Source organism: Vibrio sp. T9 (assembly GCF_003123985.1).
Lineage (GTDB): Bacteria > Pseudomonadota > Gammaproteobacteria > Enterobacterales > Vibrionaceae > Vibrio > Vibrio diabolicus.
Genome location: NZ_NIGY01000007.1, coordinates 217,145 through 236,831, shown reverse-complemented (window position 1 = coordinate 236,831; position 19,687 = coordinate 217,145). Strand labels below are relative to the sequence as shown.

16 protein-coding genes are annotated in these 19,687 nt (G+C 43.9%); 10 read left to right on the top strand and 6 right to left on the bottom strand.

Annotated features, from left to right (window positions below; translation table 11 throughout):
- Positions 1–30 precede the first annotated feature (30 nt).
- Positions 31–1,227 (bottom strand): acetate kinase, encoded by a 1,197-nt coding sequence (locus tag CBX98_RS15985; RefSeq protein WP_005396635.1) that lies wholly within the window; start codon positions 1,225–1,227, stop codon positions 31–33.
- Between the two features lie 346 nt (positions 1,228–1,573).
- Between CBX98_RS15985 and yfbV the strand changes: the two genes are divergently transcribed.
- The 6 genes from yfbV (at position 1,574) to CBX98_RS15955 (ending at position 8,857) form a co-directional block, all read left to right on the top strand.
- The gene (yfbV, locus tag CBX98_RS15980; RefSeq protein WP_005380809.1) at positions 1,574–2,026 is read left to right on the top strand and encodes a terminus macrodomain insulation protein YfbV; all 453 of its coding nucleotides are present in this window, start codon (positions 1,574–1,576) and stop codon (positions 2,024–2,026) included.
- A gap of 343 nt (positions 2,027–2,369) precedes the next feature.
- On the top strand, positions 2,370–3,335 hold the full coding sequence (locus CBX98_RS15975) for an ABC transporter substrate-binding protein (protein ID WP_012841583.1): 966 nt from the start codon (positions 2,370–2,372) through the stop codon (positions 3,333–3,335).
- Between the two features lie 177 nt (positions 3,336–3,512).
- Complete coding sequence (locus tag CBX98_RS15970) at positions 3,513–4,448, top strand: ABC transporter permease (protein ID WP_005396632.1); 936 nt, start codon at positions 3,513–3,515, stop codon at positions 4,446–4,448.
- A complete protein-coding gene (locus tag CBX98_RS15965) occupies positions 4,445–5,239 on the top strand; it encodes an ABC transporter ATP-binding protein (RefSeq protein ID WP_005387275.1) in 795 nt (264 codons plus the stop codon). The genes CBX98_RS15970 and CBX98_RS15965 overlap by 4 nt, the downstream gene beginning before the upstream one ends.
- Positions 5,240–5,380: 141 nt before the next feature.
- The gene (gene malZ, locus CBX98_RS15960; protein ID WP_109169756.1) at positions 5,381–7,207 is read left to right on the top strand and encodes a maltodextrin glucosidase; all 1,827 of its coding nucleotides are present in this window, start codon (positions 5,381–5,383) and stop codon (positions 7,205–7,207) included.
- Between the two features lie 174 nt (positions 7,208–7,381).
- Entirely contained in the window at positions 7,382–8,857 is a 1,476-nt protein-coding gene (locus CBX98_RS15955; protein ID WP_109169755.1) for a GGDEF domain-containing protein, read from the top strand.
- A 35-nt stretch (positions 8,858–8,892) separates the two neighbouring features.
- Here the strand turns inward: CBX98_RS15955 and dusC are convergent, their stop codons facing one another.
- The gene (gene dusC, locus CBX98_RS15950; protein ID WP_006742820.1) at positions 8,893–9,852 is read right to left on the bottom strand and encodes a tRNA dihydrouridine(16) synthase DusC; all 960 of its coding nucleotides are present in this window, start codon (positions 9,850–9,852) and stop codon (positions 8,893–8,895) included.
- Between the two features lie 170 nt (positions 9,853–10,022).
- Here dusC and CBX98_RS15945 point away from each other — a divergent pair, with 170 nt between their 5' ends.
- Positions 10,023–10,640 (top strand): SEC-C metal-binding domain-containing protein, encoded by a 618-nt coding sequence (locus CBX98_RS15945; protein WP_109169754.1) that lies wholly within the window; start codon positions 10,023–10,025, stop codon positions 10,638–10,640.
- 91 nt (positions 10,641–10,731) lie between these two features.
- Here CBX98_RS15945 and dsbB read toward each other — a convergent pair whose 3' ends face one another.
- Both dsbB and nhaB read right to left on the bottom strand, forming a co-directional pair.
- Entirely contained in the window at positions 10,732–11,268 is a 537-nt protein-coding gene (gene dsbB / locus CBX98_RS15940) for a disulfide bond formation protein DsbB (protein WP_109169753.1), read from the bottom strand.
- An 83-nt stretch (positions 11,269–11,351) separates the two neighbouring features.
- Entirely contained in the window at positions 11,352–12,938 is a 1,587-nt protein-coding gene (nhaB, locus tag CBX98_RS15935; RefSeq protein ID WP_005396952.1) for a Na(+)/H(+) antiporter NhaB, read from the bottom strand.
- 639 nt (positions 12,939–13,577) lie between these two features.
- On the opposite strand from nhaB, the gene fadR reads away from it, so the two are divergent.
- Entirely contained in the window at positions 13,578–14,417 is an 840-nt protein-coding gene (gene fadR / locus CBX98_RS15930) for a fatty acid metabolism transcriptional regulator FadR (RefSeq protein WP_005396954.1), read from the top strand.
- Positions 14,418–14,536: 119 nt separating this feature from the next.
- Here fadR and CBX98_RS15925 read toward each other — a convergent pair whose 3' ends face one another.
- Positions 14,537–15,346 (bottom strand): hypothetical protein, encoded by an 810-nt coding sequence (locus tag CBX98_RS15925; protein ID WP_109169752.1) that lies wholly within the window; start codon positions 15,344–15,346, stop codon positions 14,537–14,539.
- Between the two features lie 313 nt (positions 15,347–15,659).
- Between CBX98_RS15925 and CBX98_RS15920 the strand changes: the two genes are divergently transcribed.
- The gene (locus CBX98_RS15920; RefSeq protein ID WP_109169751.1) at positions 15,660–16,733 is read left to right on the top strand and encodes a hypothetical protein; all 1,074 of its coding nucleotides are present in this window, start codon (positions 15,660–15,662) and stop codon (positions 16,731–16,733) included.
- A gap of 10 nt (positions 16,734–16,743) precedes the next feature.
- A complete protein-coding gene (locus CBX98_RS15915; protein ID WP_242446589.1) occupies positions 16,744–17,091 on the top strand; it encodes a hypothetical protein in 348 nt (115 codons plus the stop codon).
- A 517-nt stretch (positions 17,092–17,608) separates the two neighbouring features.
- Here the strand turns inward: CBX98_RS15915 and metG are convergent.
- Positions 17,609–19,684 carry a methionine--tRNA ligase gene (gene metG / locus CBX98_RS15910; RefSeq protein WP_046874415.1) on the bottom strand — a complete coding sequence of 692 codons (2,076 nt, stop codon included), beginning with the start codon at positions 19,682–19,684 and terminating at the stop codon, positions 17,609–17,611.
- Positions 19,685–19,687 lie beyond the last annotated feature (3 nt).

Sequence of the window (19,687 nt, the reverse complement as noted above, 5' to 3'; positions counted from 1 at the left end):
GGCTAGCCGAGTGGCTAGCCAGTAATTCAATTAAAGACCTGTCAGGCGTGCAGTGTCTTCAGCGATGACTAGCTCTTCGTTAGTAGAGATAACCATTGCAGGGATACGGCTGTTTTCAGTCGTGATAACGCCTTCGCCGCCGAAGCGAGCTTTAAGGTTAGCTTCGCTATCTACTTCGATACCGAAGATGCCAAGACGGTTTAGAACCATTTCACGGATAGGGCCAGAGTTCTCGCCGATACCGCCAGTGAAAGTGATTGCGTCTAGACGACCGTCCATTGAAGCAGTGTAGCCAGCTACGTACTTAGCTAGACGGTGGCAGAACACGTCCATTGCGCGTGTTGCTTCTTCTTTCTCACCGTAGTTGTCTTCAACGAAACGACAATCAGAAGTCACTTCAGTTAGACCTTGAAGACCAGACTCTTTAGTTAGCATCGTGTTGATTTGATCAACAGAGTAACCTAGAGCGTCGTGTAGGTGGAAGATGATCGCAGGGTCGATGTCGCCACAGCGAGTACCCATTACTAGACCTTCAAGTGGAGTAAGACCCATAGAAGTGTCTACAGATTGACCGTTCTTGATTGCACATACAGACGCGCCGTTACCTAGGTGACAGTTGATGATGTTTACTTCTTCAACTGGTTTGTTTAGTAGGCCAGCAACTTCACGAGTGATGAACAAGTGAGAAGTACCGTGCATGCCGTAACGACGGATACCGTGTTCTTTGTATAGGTTGTATGGAAGAGCGTATAGGTAAGACTCTTCAGGCATAGTTTGGTGGAACGCAGTGTCAAATACAGCAACGTTTTTCAGCTCTGGGAAGTTTTTCTTAGCCGCTTCGATACCGATGATGTGAGCAGGGTTGTGAAGAGGTGCAAATGTTGCAGCGTCTTGAATACCTTTTAGAACTTCATCAGTGATTAGTGCAGATTGAGTGAACTGCTCGCCGCCGTGAACGATACGGTGACCGATTGCGCCTAGGTTAGCTTTAAGCTCTGGCTTAGAAGCAAGAATAGTTTCTACCATAAACGCTAGTGCTTCTTCGTGAGCTGCACCATTGCCTAGTTGAGCTTCGTGCTTGCCATCAAGTTTCCACTTGATGCGAGCTTCAGGAAGGTGAAGACACTCAGCAAGACCTGATAAGTGCTCGTCGCCGTTCTCGGCATCAACAACGGCAAATTTAAGAGAAGAACTACCGCAGTTTAAAACTAAAACTAGCTTAGACATGTATGACTACCTGTTATTCGTCTGATAAAAAATCAGTTAAAGAATGAAAAATTAATCACAAGAATAGCCGATACCCAGAAGGCTGCGTACTAATCCTGGTCAAAAATTGTTCTAATTCCATATAAAGAAATAGTGATGAACCCATCCATCACTATGATGCGATCCGTGCAGATAGATATCTCGGAGTTGCTTAAATTGTAAATAACAGCAACAATGAGATTGAGGGTCTGCAAAGGATAGCGATAATAAGCAATGATAACAAAAAAAATTTGAAAGAATATTAACTTTCATCAATTTTTTGTACCTTCAGTTGAAATGTTCAACTATTTTTTAGTGAGAGAGCGGTATGAGTAATAAAGTCGGATTGATCCATAGCCTGAAAGATGGCCAGAATTACATGGAGATCTGGCCGGTTCGTAAAGAGCTAAGCGCCATATTTCCGGAACAGCGTATCATTAAGGCGACTCGCTTTGGCATTAAAGTCATGCCAGCCGTCGCTGCGATCAGCGTACTCACTCAAATGGCATTCAACAATTACCACGCGTTACCTCAGTCTATTGTTGTCGCCTTGTTTGCGATTAGCTTGCCACTCCAAGGGATTTGGTGGCTTGGTGCTCGATCCAACACGAAACTGCCGCCTTCTCTGGCATCTTGGTATCGGGAGCTGCATCAAAAAATTGTGGAAACAGGTTTTGCACTAGAGCCTGTTAAAGCTCGCCCTCGTTATAAAGAGCTTGCGATAATACTGAATCGAGCGTTTCGTCAGCTTGATAAGTCCTCACTAGAGCGTTGGTTCTAATCTAAGTTTTTTGAAATGGAGTGTGCATTAGCCACTCCATTTTTGATCCTGCCTGTGATTACCTTGCGCTTCAGCCACTCCTACCATCTTTGATGGTGCGTACATTACTTGGTTTACCAAGGATTCTTATCGAGATGAAGAGACCTCTCGATCACAAATGTTGCTTTAGTGTTAAATCTTTCTTTTCTTTACTAAGACTTAGTAGTAATAATAAAAACAAGATGCGCAAGAAATGCACAGTTATACGAACACAACATTACCCCCTTCAAACATTTGAATTCACGAGTCGATATTCATGTTGAATGCTCGCGAAACAAGGACGAAGTCACATCAAGGAGTTATGATGAAAACGAAACGTTTATTAGCCACTGCCGTTCTATCTGCTACTGCTATTTTCTCTTCTGCCAATGTACTGGCCGCCACTGCAACCGTTGCAGTTTCACAAATTGTCGAACACCCCGCGTTAGACGCGACGCGTCAAGGATTGCTTGATGGTTTAAAAGCGAAAGGCTACGAAGAAGGCAAAAATCTAGAATTTGATTATAAGACCGCACAGGGTAACCCTGCGATTGCAGTGCAAATTGCCCGTCAGTACGTCGGCGAAAATCCTGATGTGTTAGTGGGTATCGCGACGCCTTCGGCACAAGCCTTGGTGTCGGCAACGCGCTCTATTCCTGTTGTCTTTACTGCGGTAACAGACCCGGTCGGTGCGAAATTAGTTAAGTCGATGGAACAACCAGGCAAAAACGTAACTGGCCTATCTGATCTTTCACCCGTTGCTCAGCATGTCGATCTCATCCAAGAAATTCTTCCTCAGGTGAAAAGCATCGGGGTTGTATTTAATCCCGGTGAAGCTAATGCCGTGACTTTAGTTGAATTACTAAAAGAAAGCGCAAAAGCAAAAGGCATACAAGTGGTTGAAGCGACCGCACTAAAAAGTGCTGATGTTCAGTCTGCGACTCAAGCGATTGCAGCGAAATCAGACATTCTTTACGCCCCAACAGACAATACAGTTGCAAGCGCGATTGAAGGGATGATTGTGGCAGCGAATCAAGCGAAAAAACCTGTATTTGGTGGTGCGACGTCATATGTCGAAAAAGGAGCAATTGCAGGCTTAGGTTTTGACTACTACCAGGTTGGTGTGCAAACCGCTGATTACGTGGCGGCGATTCTTGATGGTCAAGAACCAGGCAAATTGGATGTAAAAGTCGCGACGGGCTCTGACCTCGTAATTAATGAAAGCGCGGCATCTAAGCTCGGTATCAAGCTGCCAAGTTCTGTGGTTGAACGTGCGACAAGCATGCAATAAGTAACGCTCTTTTTTGGGGTTAGGGCCGTCACGTCTGTTGATAGAGGCTTGCCCCAAAATTGATACTCGCCGGACTTCTCGTGTAGAGCATTCTGCTAGAGAAGAATGGGAGTATACGTTAGAAGTCTTACGTTCAGGTTGGTATTCGTCAGCCTGAACATGCAGAAAGGAGCAGTTATGTCTGCATTTGCTTTTTTTGGCGCACTCGAAATTGGCTTAATTTATGGCCTAGTTGCCTTGGGTGTGTATCTTACATTTCGTGTTCTCGATTTCCCCGATTTGAGTGTGGATGGCAGCTTTCCAATGGGAGCGGCGGTGGCTGCAACGGCGATTGTCGCAGGTATTAATCCTTGGCTTGCGACAATAATGGCGATGATAGCCGGTAGTATGACGGGTTGGATAACCGCTTTTCTGGCTGTTCGATGTGGTATTTTGCACCTGTTAGCTTCCATTCTTACCATGATCGCGGCATTTTCAATCAATATTCGTATTATGGGCAAACCTAATATGGCGTTGCTTGGAGAGGATACGATTCTCACGCCGTTTGAAGCCTTGGGCGATCCGATGTTCATTCGTCCTCTGGTTGTTGGGGTCTTAGTTCTTTTGTCCGCTTTCTTTGTGATTCGCTTGCTCAACAGCGACTTTGGTCTTGGTTTACGAGCCACGGGCGTTAATGCGCGTATGGTTTCTGCGCAAGGGGCGAGCACTGGTTTTTATACCTACTTTGGGTTGGCTTTATCCAACGGTTTTGTCGGATTCGCAGGCGCGTTGTTTGCACAAACGAACAGCTTTGCAGATGTGACCTCTGGCGTGGGCACCATTGTGGTTGGTTTGGCTGCTGTGATTTTGGGCCAGACCCTTATTCCCGGGCGAAAAATTTGGGTTGCGGTATTTGCTGTCATCATCGGTTCGGTACTTTATCGTCTTGCAGTGGCTTTCGCTTTGAGCTCTGGCATGTTTGGTTTACAAGCTTCAGACCTCAACCTGGTTACCGCAGTATTGGTGGCTGTGGCGCTTATTGCTCCAAAGCTAAAACAGAGCATGAGAGCGAAACAACGCGTTACTGATGCTAAACAAGCGGCATCAAAAAATGGTTCTGGGGAGGCGTTATGATTGAACTTAATAACATTCAGGTCACGTTCAACCCTGGGACGATTTTGGAAAATCGTGCACTGAAAGGTGTCTCTTTAGAGGTTCCAGAACATCAGTTTCTGACTGTGATTGGTTCTAATGGCGCAGGAAAGTCGACGTTGCTTGGTGCGGTGACAGGTGAGACACCGATGATAGGTGGTCAGGTGATCATTGATGGCAAAGACGTCACCAAGCAGACGGTTGCCCAGCGTGCGACGCAATGCGCCCGAGTGTTTCAAGATCCATTGGCCGGGACTTGTGGTGAACTGACGATAGAAGAGAATATGGCTCTGGCGCACATGCGTGGTAAAAAACGCAGCTGGGGGTTGGCGCTCTCTACCAAACGTCGCAAGCTGTTCCAAGAACGAATTAGCATCCTCGGTCTTGGTTTAGAAGACCGCTTGGGCGATAGCATTGGGTTGCTGTCTGGTGGACAACGACAAGCCGTTAGCCTTGTGATGGCGACGTTATCGGAGAGTAAGTTGTTATTGCTTGATGAACACACGGCTGCGCTTGATCCTCGTATGGCGGCGTTTGTTATCGACTTAACTAAACGTATTGTCGATGAGTTCGATTTAACCGTGATGATGGTGACGCATTCGATGAAAGACGCATTAGCATGTGGCGATAGGACCGTAATGCTTCACCAAGGTGAAATTGTGCTAGATGTGGCTGGAGAGCAGCGCGCTAACATGCAGGTACCAGACTTGTTGGATATGTTCTCCAAAGTGCGTGGTGAAGAGCTTGCAGATGACAGTCTCTTGTTGAACTAAGTGGTATCCTACCAGTCACTACGCCTACTAAGTGTGATCCTCCTTGGGAAAATTGGCTGATATGTCAACTCGCAAGGAGGATTTCTTGTCTTTCATTCTTCAATAACATAGTGGCATATCCGATGACGAGGAGTGCCCATAATGAACCTGCCATTTATTTTTCATAGTCAAACTATTGATGGTTTAGCTTTTAATCAAGAGCAAGTCACAGTCAGACTGAAAACCGAGACATTGGATTTTGATTCCGTATATGTGCGTCTTGAGCCGGACAATGAAGAATATCTGGTCGACATGGCTCAAATTGGAACAGCTGGGGAGTTGTTACTATGGGAAGCATCGTTCCGACCAAATCGAGATCGAGATGTCACACATTATGTGTTTAAGCTTCTCAAAGACGGACAACAATACTGGCTCGATGCACGAGGCGTACAAAAGCGTATTCCACCCAAAGAGTTCCACTTTAAGTTGAATGTAAACCATCAACCACCAAGCTGGGTCCAAGAGCAAGTGTTCTATCAAATCTTTCCTGACCGTTTTTCTGCTAGTAAAAGTGAATCTGACATTCGTAAAGCTTATGTTCAGCATGATTCAGAAGCGATCATTAAATCGTGGGGAGAAGCGGTAGGCTCTCACCAAAATACCGGGGCACGTGAATTCTTTGGCGGCGACCTCAAAGGTGTGGAACAAAAGTTGGACTATCTTGAACAGCTCGGCGTTACTGCGCTTTATTTTAATCCGATCTTTTCTTCACCAAGTAATCATAAATACGACACCACTGATTACTTCACTGTTGACCCTATGTTCGGCACCAATGATCAGTTTGCTGAACTGTGTGAGAAAATCTGTGGTAAGAATATGAAGATTGTCTTAGACGCGGTGTTTAACCACACGTCAGTGCATCATCCTTGGTTTGATATCCAACAAAAAGGAGAAGGGGCGTATGGCAATCCGCAGTCAAAGTTCCGCGATTACTACTTTTTCGAAGGCGAAACCGATCACTATATTGGTTGGAAGGGCATTGGTAACTTACCGGTTCTGAACTTCGAAAATGAACAAGTGCGTGACTATATCTATCAAAGCGAAGCATCTGTCATTAAGCACTGGCTTAAGCCTCCATACTCAGTCGATGGTTGGCGATTTGATGTTATTCATATGCTTGGCGAAGGAGAGGGAGCGAAAAACAATGCTCATTATGTTGAAGCGTTTCGCCATGCGACGAAGTCAGTCAATCCGAATGCCTATGTGCTAGGTGAGCACTTTTTTGAAGCAACACAGTGGCTGCAAGGTGATCAAGAGGATGGGGCGATGAACTACTACGGTTTTGCTCATCCAGTTCGAGCTTTTATCGCGCAGCAAGATATTATGTATGAACCAATCAACATTGATGGTTTGGAGTTTAAAGCATGGTTGGACGAAGCCAGAGCAAAAATTCCATTTTCGAATCAGCTATCGCAGCTAAATCAACTCGATAGTCATGATACTGCTCGTTTTATCACACTGGTTGATGGTGATAAGCGTAAAATGAACATCGCACTTGCTCTGCTCATGACATACGTCGGTACACCTTGTATTTACTATGGGAGTGAAGTCGGACTAGAGGGAGGGCTGGACCCGGATAATCGTCGCTGTTTCCCTTGGAATGAAATTGAAAACTCAGCATGGCTGTCGATTTACAAGCAATGGATTTCGATACGTAAACAGTACAAGTCTTTACAGTCTGGTAGTATTCAATGGCTGCATTGCGATACCAACGAGCTGGCTTATGCGCGCGTACTTGGAAGTGAAGCGATCGTTGTTGTGATGAATCTAAGTGGCGATGAGTGTTCAATTGACTTGCCTCTGTGGCAACTTGGTTTGGAGGCTGCCCACCTTTCGTCATTGCTGGATGGACGCGAACTTATTGATTATAAGAGTCATATCTCTGTCAATATGTCGGCACAGAGCTGCAAATTATGGCGACTAAAGTGACACCACACTCTATATTGATTAAACTCCTTTAATATATAAACGGTCTCAAACAGCGCGCACTCATTTGTTTGGTCTCTTGTTATCTGGTGCTGTATTGCATGCGTCACCAGATAACGAGTATCAATTTAACAGCTGTCGTAAGAGACTATTGACCTTTCATATGCATGGTACTCAATGGTAAACCAAAGGCGATTTAGCCTCTCATTTGTCATCTTTTTTCCTCTGGCACTATTTGTAGTGATTTTACTCGTTACAACGAAAAATTACTATGATGCGGTTAACCGCTATATTGATTCAGAGTATGCACGTATTGATCGTGCCATGTCCCGTGGTATTAAAGTTCTCACCGCCTTAGATTACAGCTTTACTAATTATACGAATTACGCTAACCCATTGTCTGAAGAGCACAATTCTTTAGTCAAAAAGGGGATTTGTTATATTTGGCCGATAGATGTTTTGTTGCTAGAGAGTGTCTATAGTGAGGGGTTACCTGCGGTTGATCTTGATTACATGATAGTGGGCGATGAAAGCTTATGTCAGCAAGGTTCAACGATTAACCAATCAGCTGAACAAAAGGCGGGTTTTGCACCGTCATTGTCTTTTCTGCACGATATTGAATCCCACATCGTTGGTATTCATTACATCGATAAGCGTGGTTACGTTATTTCGTCTCCTGACACGTACGCGAAAAACTTCACTAGAGAGCTTTGGTCAACGCTAAAAGCGCGCCCATTTTGGCAAAAAACCGCACAAGATAAAGTGAACATCACCTTGGCCGGACCTGGGCCGACGTTGGATTCGATGGAAGGTCAAACCATTAGTTTGACAGTGCCTGTTTACGAAAAAGGGAGGCATCAAGGTGTGCTGTCCATTGATTTTGATGTCAATGCGTTGATGGCTTCGTCGCTAGGTCTTGTTGGTAAGTTTCATTTGGTTTCCAATTTACAATCCATTCCTTCAAACAGTACACGAATCAAACCAGTCGAGTTAGAGCGATTGAGTGCGAATCACAGCATGTATTACGAGTACAACCTTTGGGATGAAGCTAAGAACCTAGCGGTGTTCGAAAAATACAGCCTTATTGTTGCGATCTCTATTTACGTTTTGAGCACAGTCGTATTGTTCTATGTGAATATGCATAGTGAGCGACGTTATTTTAAAGATCTCGCCGCCAGAGATCCGATGACGAGCTTGTTGAACCGTCGAGGAATGCAAACCGTGTGGCGCAATAAGATGACGAAAAAACAGGTTGCATTAGCAGTGTTCGATATTGATAACTTCAAGAAGATCAATGATACCTATGGTCATGATGTCGGCGATTCTGCGATTCAGCTAGTTGCAAAATGTATACGTGAAAATATTCGCCACACAGATGTCGCCTCAAGATTTGGTGGCGAAGAGTTTGTGTTGGCGATTTACGACGAAGACTCGGAAGGCATTAAGCTAATTTTAGAGCGGGTAAAAAAAGCCATAGACGAACGCTCGACACGCGTGACTAAAGAAGGCTTTACGATCTCTGGCGGTGTGGTGTTCAGTAAAGAGAACCGAGTGGAAAGCTTTGATGAGTTATTTAAAGCGGCGGATGAAAAGTTATATCAAGCCAAGAGTACAGGCAAAAATAAGATTTGCTACGAAGATCTAAGCGCTTAAAGGGCGAGCAGTTCGCCCTTTGCAATGCTCAGATTTTATGCAACCTGAGAATTTAACTCATCACGATAACGTTGAATATGCTCAACAATCGGCGCGGCTTTGTTAAACGTTCGGATTTCTCTGAATAGATCTTTTGCTTCAGGATAGGCCTGACGTAAGTAAGAGAACCATTGTTTTACGCGGTTTGGATAGTACAAGCCTTTGTCGCCTTTCATCTCAAACTTGGAGTAGTAGATCAGTAGCTCAACCACCTCGGGCCATGACATTGGCTGGTGGTTGTGTTTTACCATGTTGCCCAAGTTAGGGATATTGAAAGCGCCGCGGCACACCATCAAAGAGTCAACGCCAGTCGTTTCAATGCAACGTTGACCATCTTCATAATTCCAAATTTCGCCATTCGCAATAAGCGGAATATCAAAACGTTCGCGAATTTGGTTGATGTAATCCCATTTTATCTCAGACGCTTTGTAACCACCCTGCTTAGTCCGAGCGTGAACGGTGAGTTCATTTGCACCAGCAGATTGAATGGCATCAACAATTTCAAAGCAATCTTCAGGGTTTTCCCAGCCAAGACGAATTTTTGCGGTCACAGGAATAGCCTCTGGAACAGCTTCTCGACAAGCTTTAACCACACGGTGAATTAGCTCAGGATGCTGAAGTAGAGCAGCACCACCCTTACTTTTATTGACCATTTTGGCTGGGCAACCAAAATTTATGTCGATGCCTCTGGCGCCTAGGCTCGCCGCTTTAATTGCGTTCTCAGCCATCCAGTTTGGTTCTTGTCCTAACAATTGCACATGTACTGGCACACCTGATGCGGTTTGAGAACCTTGCAACAGCTCCGGGCATAAACGGTGAAATACATGATCGGGCAATAACTGGTCGATGACTCGAACAAATTCCGTAACACATAGGTCATAGTCGTTTATCTCGGTCAGGATTTGGCGCATCAAATGGTCTAAAACGCCTTCCATTGGGCCTAGTACAACTCGCATAGTTTGCCTAATACAGTTTGGTGATAAAAAGGAGGGCGATTGTAGCGATGTCAGCTAAGTTTGTCATTAAAAGACTCAAAGCACTCAATACAGTCAAACTCGCAACTCCCGGTTACGTGCTTTTATGCTCTGAGGTATAATGCCGCCAAATTTATGGGAAACCAGATGTCATGCAATACACATTGATTGAGAAAGGCGAAATTCACATCGATGAATCTTGCCTATTTATCGAAGGCGCAGTGCTCGCTGCTAATCTGACGACAAAACCACTCGCTCCTGAAAAGTGGTTAGAGCCGCTATTAGGTGAAGGATTCAAAGCGATTCAACCGGCAGTAGAAGAGCAAATTCACAAGCAGCACAACCGAATTCAACGAAACGAATATTCCGTGCTAGAGCTAACAGGCAAAGAACCTGAACAAGTTGCTGATTTTGCCGAAGGCTTTATGTCTGTTTGGCCAATGATTGAAGAACAATGGCAAGACGTTGAGCTCAATGATGGATTGCAGCGTATGCTACAAGCATTACTGACCACTTTGATGCTGGCTATCGATGAGTCGGCAACGCAGCAACAGATGCGCGACGCCGGTATTGAAACGCCTCCAGCTCTTGCAGACTTGATCGACCAGCTTGATTTGATGGTCGGTGAAGTGGCGTTAGGCGCGGATGAGTTGATGGTAGGCAATAAGGCTCAAAGCCTAAACCCATTCAAAGGTATCGGGCGCAATGATCCTTGTCCTTGTGAGAGCGGCAAAAAGTTCAAGCAGTGTTGTGGTCAATCACGTGGTTGAGTTAACGTGGTTAAGTTAAATAGCCGCGATGTTTACTCAGTAAAAAGCCGACCATCTGGTCGGCTTTTTTCGTTATCATTTCTCTGAAGGATTAACGAATCGGATTAGTGCGTCTTGCTGGGAAGAATTGTGCGATCACAATTAATGCTAAAGCAATTAAATTGCCCGCGAAAATAACTACTAACCATTGTGGCATTGATAAATCGAGGAATTGCCAAACAATCTTCGAGCAATCACCGTATGCTTCGAACATCCAAGGAGCCCACTGATTAAGCGGAGCCCAATTAGGGAATGTTACGAATAAATCACAAGTCGCGAATGGTGATGGGTTAAACTGATAATCAACGTGCTGCTGAGCAAGCAGCAGTCCTTTGTAAGAGCTTAATCCCCAGCCAATCAAACCTAGCCAACGGAAAACTGGGTTATTTGGTGCCATAAGACCAACGATTGCAGCGACACCCACTCCCATCATCGCGACTCGTTCGTAGATACACATGACACATGGTGCAAGCATCATGACGTGCTGAAAATAGAGGGCACATGCTTCAAAGAAAACGACGAATAGCAGAAGCAGCAGCCACGATAAGCGTCCCTTCGAAAACTGGTTAAGTGAATTTAAAATAGTCACGTTTTTGTTCCTGTCTGAAATAGAAAAAGCTCTGAATACTCAGAGCTTTTTAACGTGGATAAGTTTCCTAATCAACTCAAATTTTAGTGACCGCCGGAGACTACGGGAGTCAGATCACCACTATGAGGTAAAATCCAGCCTGCATCGTAGAAAGAAGCCGTTGCAGGCTCTAGGAAGAACATAATGCCCATTAGACCGACAATCGCAAGAACGATGGTGTAAGGCAGCGCCATGATAACCATTCGTCCGTAAGACAGACGAATTAATGGAGCGAGAGCCGAGGTGAGTAGGAATAGGAATGCCGCTTGACCGTTTGGCGTAGCAACAGATGGTAGGTTAGTACCAGTGTTGATAGCAACTGCCAGTAAGTCGAACTGCTCGCGAGTAATGAGACCCTCGATGAGTGCTGTTTTTACTTCATTGATGTAAACCGTACCGACGAATACGTTATCCGACACCATTGATAGTAAGCCATTCGCGACATAGAACAGAGCTAACTGAGTGCCTTTATCTTCAACGGCAAGCACCGCATCGATAACTGGTTTAAACAACTCTTGATCGATGATTACCGCAACGATCGAGAAAAATACCGCAAGTAGTGCAGTGAAAGGCAGAGCCTCTTCAAACGCTTTACCCATGGAATGCTCTTCAATGACGCCAGTGAAAGCTGTCGCTAAGATGATCACTGAAAGACCAATTAAGCCTACCGCCGCCAGGTGCAAGGCTAATGCCACGATCAACCAAACAGCAATAAGCCCTTGAACCCATAGTTTTGCAACGTCTTGATTGGTACGCGTCTTGCGCTCTTCATTGTCAAAGTCAACGAGGATTTGACGAACGTTGTTAGGAAGTTTTGCACCGTAGCCAAACACTTTAAGCTTTTCGACTAGAGCACAAGTGATGAGACCGCAGAAAAATACGGGTAGCGTCACTGGAGACATACGGATTAGGAATTCACCAAATAACCAACCCGCTTGGTCTGCAATAATTAAGTTTTGAGGTTCACCTACCATAGTGGTTACGCCACCTAGCGCAGTACCTACACCAGCGTGCATCAACAATGAGCGTAAAAAGGCGCGGTAATTTTCTAAGTCATCACGCGTTAGCTCAGTGATCGTGTCATCTTGTGTGTGGTCATGGTCACCAATCGGGTTACCTGACGCCACTTTGTGGTAGATAGAGTAGAAACCGATCGCCACACTGATAACAACGGCGATAACCGTCAAAGCATCCAAAAACGCAGATAAAAATGCAGCGGCAAAGCAAAACGCAAGTGATAGAAGGGTTTTGGAGCGAATACCAAGTAAAATTTTGGTAAAAATGAACAGCAATAAATGCTTCATGAAGTAGATGCCCGCAACCATAAATACCAGAAGCAGTAATACTTCAATATTTGCAACCAACTCGTGCTTAACTTGCGCAGGGCTAGTCATGCCGATAGCGATGGCTTCAATAGCAAGTAAACCACCAGGTTGTAATGGGTAGCATTTTAATGCCATTGCAAGCGTGAAAATAAATTCAGCAACCAGCAACCACCCAGCAACAAATGGGTTTATTAGGAAGAATACAATCGGGTTAATTATTAAGAAGGCTATAATGGCAACTTTGTACCAATCAGGCGCTTTACCAAGAAAGTTCTTGATAAAAGCGTTTCCGAGCGATATCGGCATGATAATTCTCTTTATAACAAAATTATGAATAGACACTACAATAGTGCTTAAGTATCTGTTTGTTAGACTTATTAACTAGTCTTTTAAAACAATAACTTAGTAAAACAACAATCCTTTGTTTATTGCAGTCTTGCCAAGTTACTTCCCCTGAACTCAAGCACCGCTCACTTTCGACCGCAAACTCTACACTCAGGCATTTATTAGTCAATAACAAAACGTGATGCTACCGACTAAAATGACTTTTTAAATGTAATAACGCGATCAAAACGGCGTTACTATATCATGAAAGGCTCAAAAAAATCCTCTTGGATTTTAAATGACGGTCAGTGACGAGAAAAGGCAAATTAAGAAAGAATATTAACTGTGATATACAAAGTAATTTTTCATATTTTGAATATAAAATTGTGACGCAGTAGTCTTTATTTCTCCGCAATTTGTGAGCTGTTTAATTAAACGAAAATTCAGATTTTACCGCTTTCACTCGCACGTCAGACCGTCCTAGATTGACATAACATATAGAGTATTAACTCTATATTGTAGAATCGTTTCAATTATTGATCGTAAATTTTCTCAAACCGTTAAGTAGTGGTATGATGAGTAGTATCGACCCTCAGAAATCAATATTGGATAAAAAGTAGAATGGTCATAAAGGCGAAAAGCCCTGCGGGATTCGCAGAAAAATATATTATCGAGAGCATTTGGAACGGCCGTTTTCCTCCTGGCTCTATTTTACCTGCTGAACGCGAGCTGTCTGAGCTAATTGGTGTTACTCGAACGACTTTACGAGAGGTTCTTCAACGACTAGCCCGTGATGGTTGGTTAACAATCCAACACGGTAAACCAACGAAGGTAAACCAATTTATGGAGACCTCTGGTCTGCATATTTTGGATACGTTGATGACGTTGGACGTAGATAACGCAACAAACATTGTAGAAGATTTGCTTGCAGCACGTACCAACATCAGCCCTATCTTTATGCGTTATGCATTTAAAGCAAATAAAGAGAACTCTGAGCGCACGATCAAGAATGTAATTGAATCTTGTGAAGCTTTAATGAATGCTGCTTCTTGGGACGATTTCATCGCTTCTTCACCTTATGCTGAGAAAGTCTTACAGAACGTGAAAGAAGACAACGAGAAAGATGAAGCGAAGCGTCAAGAAATCTTGATTGCTAAAACGTTCAACTTTTACGACTACATGTTGTTCCAACGCCTAGCATTCCATTCAGGGAATCAGATTTACGGTTTGATTTTTAATGGCTTGAAGAAGCTCTATGATCGCGTTGGTAGCTATTACTTCTCAAACCCAGCTTCTCGTGAGCTAGCGCTGAAGTTTTACCATCAGTTGCTAGAAACTTGTGAAAGTGGTCAGCGCGAACAACTGCCAGTTGTGATTCGTCACTATGGTATGGAAAGTGCGCTAATCTGGAACGAGATGAAAAAGCAATTACCAACGAACTTCACAGAAGATGACAGCTAAGCGCTGAGAAGTTTGATGAATTAAAAACCGCAGAACCTAGGTCTGCGGTTTTTTGTTTTTACCCATAAATACCAGTTACGTTCCTGTTGTGACAATTGGCACGGCACTGTATAGAGAGCTTATCCTGCCAGAGAGAGTTTGGGCAACGGTAGATACAATGCTTCAACGATGTCTGAAAGGACGTGGTCATAAGTATTGAAGATGGTCAACGATAAGTCTGATGTGACTCCATAAAGTTCTGCTTCTGTTAAATCGACATGACTGCCTGTCACATAGTTATTTAACGTCTGTATTGAGCGTGTGGAAGCTGGAGAAACGATACTAAGCGGAGCGATAACCGCCAATTGATTTAGCTTACGTATCATAACCGATGCGTAATTTTTGAAACGCTCATTTCCGCCTTGCTCTCCTAAATCTTGAATGCTGATTCGTAACTGAGTCAGGGTCTCCAAGCTATCCATAATGTTTTGCCAGTTCATGTGGTACTCATTATGTAGATCATCTCGTTGTTCTACCGCTAACCAAGCAATCGTGACTTCATCCATCAAGAACAAGCAATGACGAATTAACTTACCATGCTCCATCTGGTTCCTTGCAACACTGTGATCGTTCCATTGTTCAAGCAGTTTTCCTACTTTGATCTGCAGCACGCGATACATGGGTTTATTTTCAAAGCGTGAGGTTTCGACCAAAAGATGCAGTTTGTTGGTGAGATCGTTATGAAGGACTTCTAATTCTTGTTCGTTATTTTGTTGAAATTGAAGTGAGTAGTGCGTCGTAGCTCGATGGCGTCTCAGCAGATGAACAACATCTCGCAATAATGTTAATAGCTGATATTTGCGCGCGTGTTGCTGCTCTCGTTTAGAAGATAAGTGATATATTCCGGCTAAAATAGCGATGGACAATAGTGTGGAAATCAAAACAAACATAACCCACTCCTTGTTAGTGTTTGGACCTAACAAGGAAGGTTTGCAGTTTTGATGCCAAACAAAAATTAAATTAAAACAATTGGTTATATTAAATGTTCTTTTGGGACGGTCGTTATTGGTGCATGGATTCACCAAATTTGTGAATATGGTTGATTATTCGGTGTCGATGCTTGGTGTACGCGTTATTCTTTGTGAGTTACATATTGATTACTTTTTGTAGTCTGATTCAAGTCACAATGTTTAGAAATTAAAATACTTGAACACTTCATATGATATAAGTTGTCTATTTTGTTGATTGTTCGAGGTAATTAATTTGTCTAATAAATTCGACCTATGCTTCAGTACTCACTCAAAGATAACGCTCCCTATCGATACAAATGATGAGGATAGGTACCTTCAGTTTCGTAAGGACAACCCACATATATTTGGTAGTTTTATTCCCGCAGGTACTCCTTTCATACTGAACGAAGGCTCTGTGATCAACATAGCTAAGTTGCGTAGCGAGAGACCTGATATAGCTTGTGCTCTTGATACTGTAAAAAGTTGGTCACAAGAAACCAAAAGAAATGTAGCCAATCTAACAAGTGAGTTTGGCGATGAAAACTTACAAGCGGTAGCCCTCCTCTATGAAAAAGAGATTAAGCCTTTTTTAGATGCTACTAATCATACTATGGGGGGGAAAATCGATGAGTATACTGCAGTAGGTGCTGCCGCTACGGCGGTTAATGAAAAGCAAGTCAGATTGAGTAATTTCGGGAAAGCTTTGCTCAAATATCAAAACGCCTTACTAGATGTACGGACAGCCTCACGAAGTGGTGCGCAGAAAAAGGAGCTTGTGAAGCTTGGATATAGAGTTAAAGAAGCTCATAGTTCTTTGAATGCAAAATTTACAAAAGAGCTTGCCCATTATGCAGGGAGAATTAAAAGTAGCCGCGGTAACATTTGGAGCAACCCGAATAGGGCTGTCAATATCGCGCGAAGCGGTAGGGATATAACTAAGTTACATTTAACATCTATAGCTAACATCCGCTCAATTCGAGTTCTTGAACAAAGCTCTAGTATTGTAGGTAAAAAGATCATCATGATTGATGCTGGTGTTCGCTTTAACAATGTTCGAAATGCCAAGAATAACGGAGAAAATTGGCAAAAAAGAGCGGCAATGGAAGTTGCTGGGTTTGGTGCGAGCAACGCTGCTGGCGTTTGGACTACATCCAAAGTGATTGCATCTGGAATGGGAATCGCTTTAGCTGCTGGCCCATTTGGAGTAGTAGTATTAATAGGTGTTGGTTTAGGTGTCGGTTATGCGGCAGCTAAGATGGCTGACAGTGCAGGGCAAAATTTAGCCAAAGGCGCCTATGAAGTTAGTTCTAACATTCATTGGAATTAAAGGGAGCAACGTGTCTTATTTTGATATTGCAAATATGATTATCGGATGTACTTGGTTAGTTAGTACTTTGCTTTTCATTCGTGTATCGGTAAAGCGGATTGAGAAAAAGATGTTGAAGGGTGGTCATGACCCTGTTGGTTGGGATAGAAATGGCTGGGGGTTTAGATTCCCAATGTATACTACAGTTTTAATGCGAGGAAAGCCTGCGAAAGTCTCACTTGTAGATGATCAGTTAATATTAAAATACGCAACGACATTTGATCGAGCTCTCGCTTTTGTGGTCACGATCAGCTTTGCACTTTTCCTTGCATGTGGCGCGATCATTACTTGGGGGCCTGAAGAATATCGGCTGCATTAGTCGGTTTTTACGTAAAAATATGTAACTTTACTTGTCCTTTCGGCTTCTCTTACACACGAAATGAAAAGTTTGTTTTAGAGGTGGCATAGTTTTCTATTTGGAAGTTGCTATGGTGATTATTGGAATAGTGTGCACTTTAAGTACTTTACTATTTATTCGTTTCTCTGCGAGGCGTATAGAGAAAAATGTTAACGGATGGTCCATGTTCCTATCGGCTGACACAGAAATGGATGACGGGTAGGTTTCCTAGCATGCGTCGGTACTAGTTCGCGGTAAACTAGCCAAGATATCACTAGTTGATGACCTACTTATATTAGAATTCGTTAGAATGTTTGATGGGATTATCGCTTACTTACGCGAAATTAGCTTTCTACTTATGCTTTTACTAGGGACCCTAATTACTTAGGGACCAGAAGATTTCTCTCAATACAATCAAGCTTAATTGATAAGTTTAACGGTGAGAGTCCGAAAGCAAAAAGGCTTAACTGATTCAGTTAAGCCTTTTCAATAAAGAGACTTACATTACGCGCATGCCAGGTTGAGCGCCTTCGTGTGGCTCAAGAATCCATAAGTCGCTGCCACCAGGGCCCGCTGCTAGGATCATGCCTTCTGACATACCAAACTTCATCTTACGAGGTTTTAGGTTTGCTACCATTACCGTTAGTTTGCCTTCTAGCTCTTCAGGTTTGTACGCTGACTTGATGCCAGAGAACACTTGACGAGTTTCACCACCGATGTCCAGTTGGAACTTAAGCAGTTTGTTTGCTTTTGGCACTTCTTCACAAGAGATGATACGAGCGATACGCATATCTACTGCTGCAAAAGCGTCGAACTCAATCTCTTCAGCGATTGGCTCTTTGTCTAGCTCAGTTTGGCTAGCCTTGTTCTTTTCCGCTTCTGCTTTCTCTTTCGCCGCCATTTCTGCCGCCGCATCTTCTTTAGATGCTTCGATCATCGCTTCAACATTCTTCGGATCGATACGGTTGAACAGTGCTTTGAACTTAGTGATCTCGTGGCCTGTTAGTGGCGCAGCGATGTTTTCCCAAGTCAGCTCTTGGTTTAGGAATGCTTCAGTACGTGCAGCAAGTGCAGGCATCACTGGTTTCAGGTAAGTCATCAGTACACGGAACAGGTTGATACCGACAGAACAGATGTCTTGTAGCTCCTGATCTTTGCCTTCTTCTTTTGCTACAACCCACGGTGCTTTTTCATCAACGTATTGGTTAGCTTTGTCTGCCAGTGCAGTGATTTCACGGATTGCACGACCAAATTCACGTGTTTCGTAAAGCTCAGCGATACGGTCAGCCGCAGCAACAAATTCGTTGTAAAGCTCAGGCTCTGCAAAGTTGTCAGACAGTTTGCCTTCAAAACGTTTTGCGATGAAGCCTGCGTTACGCGATGCTAGGTTAACGATCTTGTTAACAACGTCAGCGTTTACACGCTGAGTGAAGTCCTCAAGGTTAAGATCTAGATCGTCGATACGGCTGTTTAGCTTCGCCGCGTAGTAGTAACGTAGACACTCAGGGTCTAGGTGCTCTAGGTAAGTGCTTGCTTTTACGAAAGTACCTTTAGACTTCGACATTTTCGCACCGTTTACCGTTACGTAGCCGTGTACGAATACGTTGTTTGGTTTACGGAAGCCAGAACCTTCTAGCATTGCTGGCCAGAATAGGCTGTGGAAGTAAACGATGTCTTTACCGATGAAGTGGTACAGTTCTGCTGAGCTGTCTTTCTTCCAGTACTCGTCGAAATCTAGGTCGTCGCGCTTGTCACATAGGTTTTTGAAAGAGCCCATGTAGCCGATAGGTGCGTCTAGCCATACGTAGAAGAATTTGTTCTTTTCTCCTGGGATTTCGAAGCCAAAGTATGGCGCATCACGTGAGATATCCCATTGCTGCAAACCAGATTCGAACCATTCTTGCATTTTGTTCGCTGTTTCAGCTTGTAGCGAGCCAGAGCGAGTCCACTCTTTTAGCATGCTTTCAAACTGAGGCAGGTCGAAGAAGAAGTGCTCAGAATCTTTCATTACTGGCGTCGCACCAGAAACCGCAGATTTAGGATTGATCAGTTCTGTTGGGCTGTAAGTCTCGCCACAGTTGTCACAGTTGTCACCGTACTGGTCTTCTGACTTACATTTTGGACAGGTACCTTTTACGAAACGGTCCGGTAGGAACATCTCTTTTTCTGGGTCGAACAACTGAGAAATTGTGCGGCTAGAGATAAAGCCGTTTTTCTTCAGCTCAAGATAAATGTGTGACGCTAGCTCACGGTTCTCATCTGAGTGTGTGCTGTGGTAGTTATCAAAGCTGATATCAAAGCCAGCAAAGTCTTTCTGGTGCTCTTCGCTAACTGCGGCAATCATTTCTTCAGGAGTAATACCCATCTGTTGCGCTTTAAGCATGATTGGCGTGCCGTGAGCATCGTCAGCACAGATGAAGTTTACAGTGTTGCCGCGTAGGCGTTGGTAACGAACCCAAATGTCCGCTTGGATATGCTCAAGCATATGACCAAGGTGGATCGAACCGTTAGCGTACGGAAGGGCACAAGTTACCAGCATTTTCCTTGACGGAAAGTTTCTTGGATCGTTTGCCATACT

Bases quoted from the DNA above. Each gene is read 5' to 3' on its own strand.
- CBX98_RS15965 (WP_005387275.1), top strand. From the start codon at position 4,445: ATGATTGAACTTAATAACATTCAGGTCACGTTCAACCCTGGGACGATT.
- CBX98_RS15945 (WP_109169754.1), top strand. From the start codon at position 10,023: ATGCAATACACATTGATTGAGAAAGGCGAAATTCACATCGATGAATCT.
- CBX98_RS15985 (WP_005396635.1), bottom strand. From the start codon at position 1,227: ATGTCTAAGCTAGTTTTAGTTTTAAACTGCGGTAGTTCTTCTCTTAAA.
- CBX98_RS15955 (WP_109169755.1), top strand. From the start codon at position 7,382: ATGGTAAACCAAAGGCGATTTAGCCTCTCATTTGTCATCTTTTTTCCT.
- nhaB (WP_005396952.1), bottom strand. From the start codon at position 12,938: ATGCCGATATCGCTCGGAAACGCTTTTATCAAGAACTTTCTTGGTAAA.
- CBX98_RS15975 (WP_012841583.1), top strand. From the start codon at position 2,370: ATGAAAACGAAACGTTTATTAGCCACTGCCGTTCTATCTGCTACTGCT.
- malZ (WP_109169756.1), top strand. From the start codon at position 5,381: ATGAACCTGCCATTTATTTTTCATAGTCAAACTATTGATGGTTTAGCT.
- yfbV (WP_005380809.1), top strand. From the start codon at position 1,574: ATGAGTAATAAAGTCGGATTGATCCATAGCCTGAAAGATGGCCAGAAT.
- CBX98_RS15970 (WP_005396632.1), top strand. From the start codon at position 3,513: ATGTCTGCATTTGCTTTTTTTGGCGCACTCGAAATTGGCTTAATTTAT.
- metG (WP_046874415.1), bottom strand. From the start codon at position 19,684: ATGGCAAACGATCCAAGAAACTTTCCGTCAAGGAAAATGCTGGTAACT.
- dusC (WP_006742820.1), bottom strand. From the start codon at position 9,852: ATGCGAGTTGTACTAGGCCCAATGGAAGGCGTTTTAGACCATTTGATG.
- CBX98_RS15925 (WP_109169752.1), bottom strand. From the start codon at position 15,346: ATGTTTGTTTTGATTTCCACACTATTGTCCATCGCTATTTTAGCCGGA.
- fadR (WP_005396954.1), top strand. From the start codon at position 13,578: ATGGTCATAAAGGCGAAAAGCCCTGCGGGATTCGCAGAAAAATATATT.